The organism is Pseudomonas sp. Marseille-Q5299, assembly GCF_943737035.1.
Classification (GTDB): domain Bacteria; phylum Pseudomonadota; class Gammaproteobacteria; order Pseudomonadales; family Pseudomonadaceae; genus Aquipseudomonas; species Aquipseudomonas putida_E.
The window spans coordinates 306394-319250 of the sequence record NZ_CALSFR010000008.1 but is presented as its reverse complement, the minus strand read 5'-3'; the positions used below and the strand labels follow the sequence as shown (position 1 = coordinate 319250).

Here is a 12857-nt window from a genome sequence, read left to right as displayed (position 1 = left end):
ACCCTTCGCGGCGATTGCCCGTCTACACTCGAATTCAGACCACCTGAATGCGAGGCTGCCATGCCGCCAATGCCGGCCATTCTGTTGCTGCTCCTGATCCTGTGGAACACAACGGCCGGCGCCCTGACCCTGACAGACGAGGAAAAAACCTGGCTCGCTGCCCACCCGCAGTTGAAGCTGGGCGTCGACGCCTCCTGGCCACCGTTCGAATTTCGTGACCAGCAAGGCCGGTACCAGGGATTGGCCGCCGATTACATCGCCATGCTCCAGGACCGTCTGGGCGTGGCATTCAAGCCGGTCGAACCCAGCACCTGGACCGAGGTACTTGAACAGGCGCGCGAAAGCCGCATCGACCTTTTACCCGGCGTCATGTCAACCCCCGAACGCCAGGGCTTCCTGGCTTTCACACGCCCTTATCTGGATTTCCCCATCGTCATCCTGGCCCATGAAGGCGGCCAGCAACCCCGCACACTGAAGGACCTGTACGGCCTGAAAATCGCTGTGGTGGAGAATTACGCTCCACACGAACTGCTGCGTACCCACCATCCAGATCTCAACCTGGTCGCCATGCCCAATGTCAGCTCGACCTTGCAGGCACTGGCCACCGATGAGGTGGATGCTGTGGTCGGTGACCTCGCCTCGAGCATCTGGAGCCTGCGTCAGCTCAAGCTGGACGGCCTTTATGTCAGCGGCGAAACGCCCTATCGCTATCAGCTGGCCATGGCCGCACCGCGCGACAAGAAGGTCCTGGTCGGCATCCTCGACAAGGTCATGGCCGACATGTCGAGTGACGAGATCAGGCAGATCCAGCAACGCTGGGTCGGCAATGTGGTCGATCAACGCACGTTCTGGAATGACATGCTCATGTACGGACTGCCCGGCGTCCTTTTGCTGATCGCCATCCTGGCCGTGGTGATCCGCATCAACCGCCGCCTCAGCTCGGAAATATCCAGGCGCATTGCCCTGGAACAGGAACTGCGCAGCAGCGAGTACCACTACCGCGGGCTGATCGAAAGCCTCTCAGCCATCGCCTGGGAAGCTGACGCCAATGACTTCACCTATAGCTACGTCTCACCCCATGCCGAAGACCTGCTTGGCTACCCTTTGCATGAATGGCTCAAACCAGGCTTCTGGCGCAGCATCCTGCACCCGGAGGACGCACTCTGGGCCCAGGCCTACTGCGAAAGTGAAACAGCAGCCGGGCGCGACCACAGCCTCGATTACAGGGTGATGCGTGCCGATGGCCATTCACTCTGGGTGCGCAACATCGTCAGCATGATCGAGCACGGCCACCGGCCTGTGATGCGCGGGCTGATGATCGACATCAGCGAAACCAAGCGCACTGAAGACGCCCTGCGCCTGTCGGAGCAGAAGTTCGCTTCGGTATTCCAGCAATGCCCCGACATCCTGTTGATTGCGCGCCACAGTGATGGGTGCCTGCTGGAGGTCAACGAAGCTTTCGAGGAGCAGATCGGCCTGACCCCAGGTCAGGTGGTCGGCCGCACCGCTACAGAGCTGAACCTGTGGGGTGCGCAAGGTGCCGGGCCATTGCTGCTCGAGCGCCTGCACCAGGGAGGTATCCGCAACCTGGAAATGAGCTTCCGTCGCAGCAATGGCCAATTGTTCACGGGCCTGACCTCTGCCGAAACCTTCGAGCTGGATGGCACCCTGGCTTTCGTCGTGGCGGTTCGCGACATCAGCCAACTGAAAGAAACCCAGCAGCAACTGCAAACCTCCGAAGAGAAATTCGCCAAGGCCTTCCACGCGTCTCCGGACGGCCTGCTGCTGTCGCGCCAGAGCGATGGCCTGCTGATCGAGGTCAACGAGGGCTTCTGCCGGCTGACCGGCTATGACCTCGATCCTGCCCTGGACCAGACGTCTTTCGACCTGGGCATCTGGGTCGACCTCAACGAACGTAAACGCCTGATCGCTCAACTCTCCCACGATGGTTTTGTGCGCGATTTCAGCTGCCATATCCGCCGCAGCGACGGGCAGATACGCCTTTGCGAGCTGTCCGCACGGCCACTACCGATTGCCGGCGTCGACTGCATGCTGACCATCGCCCGTGACATCACCGAGCGCCACCTGATGCAGGAAAAACTGCAACTGGCCGCCACCGTGTTCGAAAACACCGCCGAAGGCGTGCTGATCACCGATATCGACCAGCGCATCAGCGCGGTAAACCGTGCGTTCAGCGAAATCACCGGCTACAACGAGACCGAAGCCCTGGGCCAGACTCCGCGCCTGCTTGCCTCCGGTCAGCATGACAGCGCCTTTTACGCCGCCATGTGGCATCAGCTCACAGCCGAAGGCCATTGGCAGGGCGAGATCTACAACAAACGCAAAAATGGCGAACTTTACCCGGGCTGGCTGACCATCAGCGCGGTGCGCAATAGCGACCGCGAGATCACCCACTTTGTCGCCGTGTTCGCCGACATCTCCAGCCTCAAGCACGCTCAGGCCAAGCTCGACTACCAGGCTCACCACGACCCGCTCACCGGCCTGCCCAACCGCGCGCTGTTCGAAAACCGCCTGCAGGCCGCGCTCACCTGCCCGCAAGCCTCCAACCGCCAGGGCGCGGTGCTGTTCCTTGACCTTGATCGCTTCAAGCACATCAACGACAGCCTCGGCCATCCGGTCGGCGACCTGCTGCTCAAGGGCATCGCCCAGCGTCTCAAGGAGCAAGTGCGCGACGTCGACACCGTGGCGCGCCTGGGTGGCGACGAGTTCATCATCCTGCTGCCCGGCCTGCACAAACCCAGTGACGCCAGTGCCATCGCCAACAAACTGCTGTCCTGCTTCAGCGCCCCCTTCCAGGCCGGCGAACACGAGTTTTTCACCAGCGCGAGTATCGGCATCAGCCTCTATCCCCAGGACGGCACCGACGTTGCCACACTGATCCGCAACGCCGACGCCGCCATGTACCGCTCCAAGGCCAAAGGCCGCAACCGTGTCGAAGCCTACACCCGTGACCTCACAGCCCAGGCCAGCGAACGTATTGCCCTGGAGCACGAGCTGCGCCGCGCCATAGAACGCAACGAAATGAGCCTGTGCTACCAGCCCAAGTTCAGCCTCAAGACCCAGACCCTGGTTGGCGCCGAAGCGCTGATCCGCTGGAGCCACCCCAGCTTCGGCGAGGTGCCGCCAGAGCACTTCATCCACCTCGCCGAAGAGAATGGCACCATCCTGCAGCTCGGCGACTGGGTGCTGGAGCAGGCCTGCCGGCAGATGCACCATTGGAAGAAGCACTACCAGGCCTTCGGCCCGCTTTCGATAAACCTCGCCGGGGCGCAGCTGCGCCACCATGGCCTGGCCAAGCGCATCGAGCAGTTGCTCAAGACCTACCAACTGAAGGCAGGCGACCTGCAGCTGGAAATTACCGAAAACTTCATCATGAGCCAGGCCGAAGAAGCCCTGGCCGTGCTGCACCAGCTAAAGCAGCTGGGTGTGCAATTGGCAATCGATGATTTCGGCACCGGTTACTCATCCCTGAGCTACCTCAAGCGCCTGCCACTGGACATCCTCAAGATCGACAAGTCGTTCATCCGCGGCTTGCCGGACGACCCGCACGATGCAGCCATCGCCCGCGCCATCATCGCGCTGGGGCGTAGCATGCAGTTGACCATCATTGCCGAAGGCGTGGAGAACCAGGCGCAGCAACGGTTCCTGGCCGCCGAAGGTTGTGAACAGATCCAGGGCTATATCGTCAGCCTGCCGCTGCCACCAGATGATTTTGCAGCGGCGTTTCTTCGCATAGCACTAACCGATCTTTCGGATGGCACGCTTTCGAAACCCTCGTTATAATCCGGGCACTTACTGAGGGCCTATAGCTCAGTTGGTTAGAGCAGAGGACTCATAATCCTTTGGTCCACGGTTCGAGTCCGTGTGGGCCCACCAAACTCAAAGCCGCGCATTGCGCGGCTTTTTCATGTCCGCTGTGCGCAGAAGGAAATAGCACGCCAGGGCTGTGAGGTAGGGCGCGCAAAAGCTAACAGCACCGGAAACCGATGCAGATGCTGAGCAATACCTGTGTCCTTGTAGCCCCTGAGCCACAAAATCACGCTGACCCACGCACTATGTAGCCTATGAGCTACAAAATTTGTCCCGGCGACACTTGTTCGAATGTAGCTTACGGGCTACATTTTACAGCATTACACCTATTTTTGATGCCCAAGGGCTACAAATGACTTCTCTCTACGATGTCTCCGAAATGCTGAAACAGGCGCGTGGTGAGGCGAAGCTGAGCCAGGAAGCGCTGGCCGGACGTGCCGGCGTCTCGCGCACGACCGTGGCACGTATGGAAACACTGGCCAAAGGCGATATGAGTGTTTCAGTGCTGGTTCGCCTGCTGGAAGCGGCCGGCTACGACTTGAAGCTAGTCAAAGCCGGACACCAGCGCACTGTTGAAGACATCCTCAGCGAGCAGCGGTCAGGGAGCGCGTGAGCATGATTCTCGATGTCCACGTCAGCTCAAGGCTGGTGGCCAAGCTCTATCGGGAGCGCGATGAATACGTGCTGAAATACCTGCCAGGCAGCGCAGCGGAAGACTTTGTCAGCCTGACTATGCCGGTTCGCGAAGAAGCATGGCGCTGGCCCCGTGACCTGTTCCCGTTTTTCCGCCAGAACCTGCCCGAAGGGTATTTACTGGGCGTTATCCGCGAAGAGTTCGGCCCGCTGCTTGATGGCACCGACCTGTCGCTGCTGGGCGTGGTGGGTGGCACCGGCATCGGCAGAGTCTCAGTGACGCCTGAAGGCGTCCAGCCTGGCGTCGAGATCGCCCCGCTCGAGATAGAACACCTACTCAAGGCAGAAAACACCAACGAACGCTTTGCCGCACTGGTGCGGCAATACGCGCGGGTAGCCGTGTCGGGGGTCGTGCCAAAGTTCATCTCCAGCGACGCCGCCGAACCTCGGGAGCCGCTGGGTAAACCGACACTGCGCACCGGTTCGCACATCATCAAGGGATCCGACGACACGACCCCTTTTCTAGGCTTCAACGAGTTCTACACCATGCGCGTACTGGCCCGGCTGAATGTCGTGCCTGTCGCCACCTGTCGTATGTCAGAAGACGGCAAAGTCCTGGTAGTGGATCGCTTCGACGTGGACGCGCACGGCATCCCCCGCTACGGAGTCGAAGACGCCTGTGGGCTGCTTGGTTTACCACCACATGAAAAGTACGCCCCCACCACCGAGCGGGTGTGGAAGGCCACGCGGGCCTATATCCCCGCTGATCGTCTGCAGACGCAACGCGAGCATCTAGGCTGGCAGCTGCTGACCAACTACGTGGTACGCAATGCTGATTGCCACGCGAAGAACATCGCGCTGTTTTACACCTCGCGTGCTGACGTGGCCTTTACTCCGGCCTATGACCTGGTGACCACTCAGGCCTACCCGCGCTTCGCCAGCAACCCACCTGGCCTGTCCGTAAGCGCCAGACAAACCTGGACACCGGGCCGTTCGCTGGAAACCTTTTTCAAAGCCGTCCTAGGTATTCCACCGCGCCAGTATGCCACCATGGTCGAGCAACTCTGCGAGTCCGCCGTAGCGGTCGGTAGAGAAGTGATCGAAGCCGCGAAAAACGAGCCTGCCTGGCGCGATGTGGCCAAACACATGGTGCATGCCTGGAACGAGGGAATGGAGACATTGCGCAGCCCCAAAGCCGCCCCGCACTTTCGCGGCTTGGATACCGCCATTGAAGACGCCGGCTTCTCCGGGCCGCGCAAACCACAATGCAGCCGAGAGGTGATTGGCCGCTCTGAGTTGCTGGCAAAGAAGCGCTGAATTCATGGCGCAGGGCCAATGGCTGCAGATCCCCCCGAAGCTGTGCGCTAAGACGCCACAGTGAGCTGATTGGCCTTAACTATTCGACTCACGAAATGAGCCGAATACAGCCAATAAATATCATCGCGCCTTTACGCCAGATTTCGGTACTATTTGGTTAACTCAGGATTGCTGAAGGTTGGAAAATGGAATTCACCCCCGTCATTGCGCAAGTCTAAAGCATGCTGATCTGGTTTACTCCAGCAGCACTGTTGATCGGTCTACTTAAATCGCCCTGGAACAAGGGCCATATTGGCGAACTCCTGGTGCGACTGTTTACCCATTGGCAGCTGGATCAGCAGACCCACCGCCGCCTGCACAACGTCACCCTGAGCACACCCGACGGCACCACGCAGATCGACCACATATTCCTTTCGCCCTACGGCATCTCGTGCTGGAAACGAAGAACATGAGCGGCTGGATTGCGGATTCCACGCCATTCGGACACTCAGCCCACGAACATCCGGACACTCGTTCCACGCTCATTCGGACAGGCAGTCGGAGCGCAGCGACGCAGGTTTGCATTGTTAGTCTGAAGTCCCTGTCGTCGTCAATTTCGTTGCGCGCCTGCGCATCGATTCGCCCTTCAGTTCGATCCGGTAAGCGTTGTGCACCAGCCGATCGAGGATCGCGTCGCCCAAGGTCGGATCGCCGATCAGTGCGTGCCATTTGTCTACCGGCATCTGGCTGGTCACCAGCGTCGAGCGGTTGCCGTAGCGGTCGTCCAGCAGTTCGAGCATGTCGCGCCGTTGCGCGGCGGTAAACGGCGCCAGGCCCCAGTCATCCAGGATCAGCAAGTCGGTCTTGGCATAACCCGCCATCTGGCCTTCTCGGCGGTACGTCGGGGTTCGAGGAAGCCAGGAAAGTAGCTGCCTTGGCGCAGCTTCGGGATCTTCAGGTCAACGTCGCCGGCGCGGGTTTGCCAAAGGCGATCACGGTAGCCATTACGGCTATTTGTCCGGTCTGGGCTTTTGACATCGAAGCCAGCACCGCACTCCATCATGCGCTGGGCAACGAACTGGATCATTTGCTTGAGCAGATCAGCATCTGCCCCTTTCTCAACCAACTCGGTCAATGCGATAGTGGGCTTGGTCATCGTGGTTTCTCTGGTGAATGTTAAGTCCGCAAACTCAACGTTAGCCAAGAACCACGATGACCATCCTCTTTCGCCCGCAGGGCGCCTTCGGCTGGTTCAGTTACACCACTTCCCGGGACACGATCGATATTGCGCACGGACAGGCCGGCGTCGAACTTTAGGCGTAGTACCTCTCGGATTTTACGCATGGATAAACGCTCCACGACGACCACTTCGCTTCGATAAAAGAGGCCGATGGTAGTGAATAATCCTGCGTTGCTGCCTGCCTGAAAGTGTCCGGATGGCCGTGGAATCGGTGTCCGGATACTTGTGGAATGAGTGTCCGGATCAACGTGGAATCAGTGTCCGGATGTTGGTGGAATGGGTGTCCGGATGGTCATGGAATCCCCAGTTCGCCACCTGGTTCAAGCTTGCGCGCAGGTCGGCACGCCTTGCGACGCAGGCGCATTTGTTGCTGAGCCTGGCTGGCAGAATAGGGCGAGGTACTGGCGGCGTTACGGCGAAGCTCACGACTAACGGTCGAGGGGCTGCGATCAAGCATCCGGGCGATCGCTCTTTGGCTCAGGCCCTGAAGCTGGCCGAACTGGATCGTGATGCGTTCTTTTATCGATTCAAGAGTGTTTCTGAATTGCTGGAAGCAGTCGCGTGAGCTGGCTCAACACCCACAAATCAGGTGCACTCATTAAGTCAGCCAACCTGGCTTTAAAATTAGACAGGGAGCCGAATAGCCGGCATTATCGGCTCACCAAATGAGCCGAATAAGCTCGTTAATCGGCTCAAAAAAGAGCACCCCTCCATGAATGAACCGCTCTGGATCTGGCAGCAGCCCAACTGGGCGCACTTTAGCTGGCAAGCCGATGCACTTGCCCCGCTGCTGCGCGCTTGCGGCCAGGCTCAAGGCCGCTTGCTCGGGATGCTGGGAGCTGTAAGTAGTGACACGCAAGTGCAGAGCAGCCTGGATGCCCTACTGCAGAATATCGTCACTTCATCCGCCATCGAGTGTGAGCAGCTGAATGTCGGCTCGGTGCGCTCGTCGCTGGCACGGCGCCTGGGGCTGAACGAGGAAGGTCGCACCACCTCTCGATCCGAAGGCCTGGCGCAACTGCTGCTCGATGCCACCCGCGCCTATCAGCAGCCGCTCGTTCTGCAGCGGCTGTTCGCCTGGCATGCTTGGCTGTTCCCCAGCGATGACCACTTGATGGCCCGCCCGCTACGCGTCGGCATGCTGCGCGGCGAAGAGCCCATGCAGGTAGTTTCCGGTCGTCTCGCGCGCCCTACCGTACATTTCCAGGCCCCACCTCGCGCCGGGCTGGAAGCGCAACTGGACGACTTCTTTGCCTGGTTCCAGAGCAGCCGCAGCGATGCGAGCCTCGACCCATTCTTGCGTGCCGGCATTGCGCACTTCTGGTTCGTTACCCTGCACCCATTCGATGACGGCAATGGTCGTCTTACACGCGCCATCACCGACTTGGCTTTGGCTCAGGGCGAACAGCAGGCTATCCGCTTTTACGCCATGTCGGCTAGCATCCTCGACGATCGTGCCGGCTATTACCGCATCCTGGAGGCCAGCCAGAAGGGCACGCTGGATATCACCGCCTGGCTGCAATGGTTCCTCGCAACGCTGCTCAAGAGTCTGGAGCAAGCCCTTGCTCGTATAGACCGCGTGCTGGCCAAGGCGCGCTTCTGGCAGGCTCACCGCAGCCAAGCTTTATCTGCCGAGCAGGTCAAAGTGCTTAACCGCCTGCTCGATGGCGGCGAGAGAGGTTTCGAGAACGGCATCAGCGCCGCGCAATACCAGGCCGTGGCCAAGGTCTCGAAAGCCACCGCCACGCGCCACCTGAGCGATCTTGTCGAGAAGGGCTGCCTTGCCCGACTGCCCGGCGGCGGGCGCAGCACGCGCTACCAGCTACAGCACCCGGAAAACGCTCAAGGCTGACCTCGCAGCGACAAAACAGCGCAACGCGACACGATCCTGCCATTACGCCAATTCGAGTCCGTGTGGACACCCGATACAAGAAAGCCGCGCGATTGCGCGGCTTTCTTCATTTTCAGGCTCTCAAGAATCCTGCCGTGGCTGTAGGTTCCGCTGGCGCGGGTTGTAGAAGGTGCTATCGGGAGGAATGTCTCGGGTCACCAGAGACATGGCCCCAATGACCACGTTGTTGCCGATGCTGATGTGGTCAGCAACGATGCAGCTATTGGCACCGAGGCTGACGTTCTCGCCTATGCACAGCGAGTAATGGTCCAGGCCAAGGGTCTTGATCCCGACCGAGCAATTCTGCCGTATGAAAAAATTACGCCCGATGCTTGCGTGGCGAGTGATCACCACGCCTGGCAGATGGGCGATACGAAGGCCGGGAGCTATTTGCGCGCCGATGTCGATGTCCACGGCGTACTTGAGATTGAGCCGCTGCTGCATGCTGCGGGCATACCGCCTGCTCAGGCCGCCGCGGGCATCAAGGTACTGCGCCAGGCGGTAGGCGAAAAGAAAGCGCAGCTTGTTGTCCTTGCGCGCACGTCGCAGCACGTTGAAGAACAGGCTGGTACGGCGCCCGGGCTTTTTCTTGTTGGAGACTTCCTGCCGCCAGCATTCCAGCAAAGTTTCGAAGTTCACACGGTGGGTCCACTAAAGTCTGCCAATTATCATGCCGCAATTAAGTCAGCCACGCAGCAGCACTTTGCCTTGCCCTGATTGGCGCTGCGTGGCTAGGCTAGCAAGCCCACTGTAGAGACTCGCCATGTCGAATCCCCGCCCAATCGCCCTCGATGAAATCGATCACCAACTGATCGCCCTGCTGCAGATCAATGCCCGCGAAAGCGTCGCCACCCTTGCCCGCCATCTGGGTATCGCTCGCACCACCGTCAACTCGCGCCTGGCGCGGCTGGAGAAGGGAAAAGTCATCACCGGGTACGGCGTGCGACTGGGCCAGCGCCTGGTCGATGGCGGCCTGCAAGCCTATGTCGGGATAAAGGTGCAACCGCGCTCCGGCAAGGACGTGGTGCGGCGCCTGGCTGCCATGGGGCAAGTGCAGCAATTGTGCGCGGTCAGCGGTGAGTTCGATTACGTAGCGTGGCTGCGCAGCGATTCGCCAGAACAACTGGACCAGCTGCTGGACCAGATCGGCAGCGTCGAGGGCGTGGAGAAGACCACCACCTCGATCATCCTCAGCAGCAAAGTGGACCGCGGCCAGCCCTTCTAGATGACAGCGGTACAGTTGCCGAGCAAAAAACGTCACAAGTATTTATAGTCATGTCGTTATGACGAAAAAAAAGCCAATACGACGGCGTTTTGCATCTTAATTACGAACACCCCGCTCCCTAAAATGACCACCAGGCATCTCCTATACTCAGGCTCCGCCCCTGCGCAGCCGCTCTGGCAAGGTCACAGCAATGAACAAGAAAAACCGCCACCCGGCCGACGGCAAGAAACCCATCACCATCTTCGGCCCGGACTTCCCGTTCGGCTTCGACGACTGGCTGGAGCACCCGGCTGGGCTGGGCAGTATTCCGGCTGATCGCCACGGTGCGGAAGTCGCTATCGTCGGTGCCGGCATCGCAGGCCTGGTGGCGGCCTACGAGCTGATGAAGCTGGGGCTCAAGCCTGTGGTGTATGAGGCCTCGAAAATGGGTGGCCGACTGCGCTCGCAGGCCTTCAACGGCACCGACGGGGTCATCGCCGAGCTCGGCGGCATGCGCTTTCCGGTGTCCTCCACCGCCTTCTACCACTATGTGGACAAGCTGGGCCTGGAAACCAAGCCCTTCCCCAACCCGCTGACACCGGCATCCGGCAGCACGGTGATCGACCTGGAAGGCCAGACCTACTACGCCGAAAAAGTCAGCGATTTGCCCAAACTGTTCCATGAGGTGGCCGATGCCTGGGCCGACGCGCTGGAAAGCGGCGCGCAGTTCGCCGATATCCAGCAGGCGATCCGCGATCGTGATGTTCCGCGCCTCAAAGCGCTGTGGAACAAGCTGGTACCGCTGTGGGACGACCGCACCTTCTACGACTTCGTCGCCACCTCGCGCTCGTTCGCCCAACTGAGCTTCCAGCACCGTGAGGTGTTCGGCCAGGTCGGCTTCGGCACAGGCGGCTGGGACTCGGACTTCCCCAACTCGATGCTGGAAATCTTCCGTGTGGTGATGACCAACTGCGACGACCACCAGCACCTGATCGTCGGCGGTGTGGAGCAGGTACCGCAGGGCATCTGGCGCCATGTACCTGAGCGCTGCGCCCACTGGCCCGAGGGCACCAGCCTGAGCGCGCTGCATGGCGGCGCACCACGCACCGGGGTAAAGCGCATCGCCCGCGCAGCCGACGGGCGCCTGGCCGTCACCGACAACTGGGGCGACACCCGCCACTACGGCGCCGTGCTCGCCACCTGCCAGAGCTGGCTGCTGACCACCCAGATCGATTGTGAAGAATCACTGTTCTCGCAAAAGATGTGGATGGCCCTGGACCGTACCCGCTACATGCAGTCGTCGAAGACTTTCGTCATGGTCGACCGGCCGTTCTGGAAGGACAAAGACCCGCAAACCGGCCGCGACCTGATGAGCATGACCCTCACTGATCGGCTGACCCGCGGCACCTACCTGTTCGATAACGGCGACGACAAGCCCGGCGTGATCTGCCTGTCCTACGCCTGGATGAGCGACGCCCTGAAGATGCTCCCGCACCCCGTGGAAAAACGCGTGCAACTGGCCCTGGATGCACTGAAGAAGATCTACCCCAAGACCGATATCGCCGGGCATATCATCGGCGACCCGATCACCATTTCCTGGGAGGCCGACCCGCACTTCCTCGGTGCCTTCAAGGGCGCACTGCCTGGCCACTATCGCTACAACCAACGGATGTACGCGCACTTCATGCAGCAGGACATGCCAATGGAGCAGCGCGGGATGTTCATTGCCGGCGATGACGTGTCGTGGACCCCGGCCTGGGTCGAGGGGGCAGTGCAGACTTCGCTGAATGCGGTGTGGGGTATCATGAACCACTTCGGTGGCCAGACCCATCCGGACAATCCAGGCCCAGGCGACGTGTTCGACGAGATCGGGCCGATCGCCCTGGCAGACTGAGACAAGGAGGCAGCATGCGCATCGCTCTGTTCCAGGGCACGCCCAACCCGCTGGACGTGCCCGGCAACCTGCAACGGCTGCGCCACCAGGCGCAGTTGGCGGCCGAGCGCGGCGCGCAGTTGCTGGTGTGTCCGGAGATGTTCCTGAGCGGCTACAACATCGGGTTGGCACAGGTAGAACGCCTGGCAGAGGCCGATGATGGCCCGTCGGCCATGGAGGTGGTGGAGATCGCCCAGGCGCATCGCATCGCCATCGTCTACGGCTACCCCGAGCGCACTGACGATGGCGCGATCTACAACAGCGTGCAACTGATCGACGCCCATGGCCGCAGCCTGTGCAATTACCGCAAGACGCACCTGTTCGGTGAGCTGGACCGCGCCCTGTTCAGCCCCGGTGCCGACCACTTTCCGGTGGTCGAGCTGGAGGGCTGGAAGGTGGGGCTGCTGATCTGCTACGACATCGAGTTTCCGGAGAATGCCCGGCGCCTGGCGCTGGATGGCGCTGAGCTGATCCTGGTGCCGACCGCAAACATGACCCCGTATGATTTTGTCTGTCAGGTGACCGTGCGCTCCCGGGCCCAGGAAAACCAGTGCTACCTGGTGTATGCCAACTATTGCGGGGCCGAGGGCGAGATCCAGTACTGCGGCCAGAGCAGCATCATCGGGCCGGATGGCAGCCTGCTGGCCATGGCCGGTCGGGATGAGTGCCAGTTGCTGGCACAACTGGAACATGAACAGGTGGTGCAGGGGCGCAAAGCGTTTCCTTACCTCGCAGATCTGCGCCAGGAATTGCACCTGCGGCGGGGCTGAGAACAGCCTTTGCCGGCGGTCAGGCCAACTAATTTGTTAGCATGAGTGCTTACCCCGGA

The 12857-nt window shown here is 60.6% G+C and carries 8 protein-coding genes, 1 tRNA gene and 4 pseudogenes; 9 read left to right on the top strand and 4 right to left on the bottom strand.

The window, feature by feature from the left end; translation table 11 throughout:
- The first annotated feature begins 60 nt into the window (after positions 1-60).
- The 5 genes and pseudogenes from NGJ21_RS22280 to NGJ21_RS22260 form a co-directional block, all read left to right on the top strand.
- Entirely contained in the window at positions 61-3804 is a 3744-nt protein-coding gene (locus NGJ21_RS22280) for an EAL domain-containing protein (RefSeq protein WP_046787565.1), read from the top strand.
- 16 nt (positions 3805-3820) lie between these two features.
- Positions 3821-3897 (top strand) — tRNA-Ile (locus NGJ21_RS22275).
- Positions 3898-4183: 286 nt separating this feature from the next.
- Positions 4184-4444 (top strand): helix-turn-helix transcriptional regulator, encoded by a 261-nt coding sequence (locus NGJ21_RS22270; RefSeq protein ID WP_115273038.1) that lies wholly within the window; start codon positions 4184-4186, stop codon positions 4442-4444.
- A gap of 2 nt (positions 4445-4446) precedes the next feature.
- Positions 4447-5781 carry a type II toxin-antitoxin system HipA family toxin gene (locus tag NGJ21_RS22265; protein ID WP_251962681.1) on the top strand — a complete coding sequence of 445 codons (1335 nt, stop codon included), beginning with the start codon at positions 4447-4449 and terminating at the stop codon, positions 5779-5781.
- A 221-nt stretch (positions 5782-6002) separates the two neighbouring features.
- Positions 6003-6253, top strand: a pseudogene (locus NGJ21_RS22260) (nuclease-related domain-containing protein); the annotation flags it as partial.
- Positions 6254-6347: 94 nt separating this feature from the next.
- Here the strand turns inward: NGJ21_RS22260 and istB are convergent.
- The 3 pseudogenes from istB to NGJ21_RS22245 all read right to left on the bottom strand — a co-directional run.
- Positions 6348-6641: pseudogene (gene istB, locus NGJ21_RS22255) on the bottom strand (IS21-like element ISPre4 family helper ATPase IstB); the annotation flags it as partial.
- Between the two features lie 2 nt (positions 6642-6643).
- A pseudogene (locus NGJ21_RS22250) lies at positions 6644-6916 on the bottom strand (transposase); the annotation flags it as partial.
- A 391-nt stretch (positions 6917-7307) separates the two neighbouring features.
- Positions 7308-7523: pseudogene (locus NGJ21_RS22245) on the bottom strand (helix-turn-helix domain-containing protein); the annotation flags it as partial.
- A gap of 189 nt (positions 7524-7712) precedes the next feature.
- Between NGJ21_RS22245 and NGJ21_RS22240 the strand changes: the two are divergent.
- Positions 7713-8852: a Fic family protein gene (locus NGJ21_RS22240; RefSeq protein ID WP_174141938.1), complete on the top strand. Its 1140-nt coding sequence runs from the start codon at positions 7713-7715 to the stop codon at positions 8850-8852.
- A 120-nt stretch (positions 8853-8972) separates the two neighbouring features.
- Here NGJ21_RS22240 and NGJ21_RS22235 read toward each other — a convergent pair whose 3' ends face one another.
- On the bottom strand, positions 8973-9530 hold the full coding sequence (locus tag NGJ21_RS22235) for a serine acetyltransferase (RefSeq protein ID WP_174141939.1): 558 nt from the start codon (positions 9528-9530) through the stop codon (positions 8973-8975).
- 124 nt (positions 9531-9654) lie between these two features.
- Between NGJ21_RS22235 and NGJ21_RS22230 the strand changes: the two genes are divergently transcribed.
- The 3 genes from NGJ21_RS22230 (at position 9655) to NGJ21_RS22220 (ending at position 12798) form a co-directional block, all read left to right on the top strand.
- Positions 9655-10116: an Lrp/AsnC family transcriptional regulator gene (locus tag NGJ21_RS22230; RefSeq protein WP_115273044.1), complete on the top strand. Its 462-nt coding sequence runs from the start codon at positions 9655-9657 to the stop codon at positions 10114-10116.
- Between the two features lie 190 nt (positions 10117-10306).
- A complete protein-coding gene (locus tag NGJ21_RS22225) occupies positions 10307-11989 on the top strand; it encodes a flavin monoamine oxidase family protein (RefSeq protein WP_125924622.1) in 1683 nt (560 codons plus the stop codon).
- Positions 11990-12003: 14 nt separating this feature from the next.
- A complete protein-coding gene (locus tag NGJ21_RS22220) occupies positions 12004-12798 on the top strand; it encodes a carbon-nitrogen hydrolase family protein (protein ID WP_251962680.1) in 795 nt (264 codons plus the stop codon).
- The last annotated feature ends 59 nt before the right edge of the window (positions 12799-12857 follow it).

What these genes read in the sequence shown, in the direction of transcription:
- NGJ21_RS22280 (WP_046787565.1), top strand. Translation starts at nt 61, where the DNA reads ATGCCGCCAATGCCGGCCATTCTGTTGCTGCTCCTGATCCTGTGGAAC.
- NGJ21_RS22270 (WP_115273038.1), top strand. Translation starts at nt 4,184, where the DNA reads ATGACTTCTCTCTACGATGTCTCCGAAATGCTGAAACAGGCGCGTGGT.
- NGJ21_RS22265 (WP_251962681.1), top strand. Translation starts at nt 4,447, where the DNA reads ATGATTCTCGATGTCCACGTCAGCTCAAGGCTGGTGGCCAAGCTCTAT.
- NGJ21_RS22240 (WP_174141938.1), top strand. Translation starts at nt 7,713, where the DNA reads ATGAATGAACCGCTCTGGATCTGGCAGCAGCCCAACTGGGCGCACTTT.
- NGJ21_RS22230 (WP_115273044.1), top strand. Translation starts at nt 9,655, where the DNA reads ATGTCGAATCCCCGCCCAATCGCCCTCGATGAAATCGATCACCAACTG.
- NGJ21_RS22225 (WP_125924622.1), top strand. Translation starts at nt 10,307, where the DNA reads ATGAACAAGAAAAACCGCCACCCGGCCGACGGCAAGAAACCCATCACC.
- NGJ21_RS22220 (WP_251962680.1), top strand. Translation starts at nt 12,004, where the DNA reads ATGCGCATCGCTCTGTTCCAGGGCACGCCCAACCCGCTGGACGTGCCC.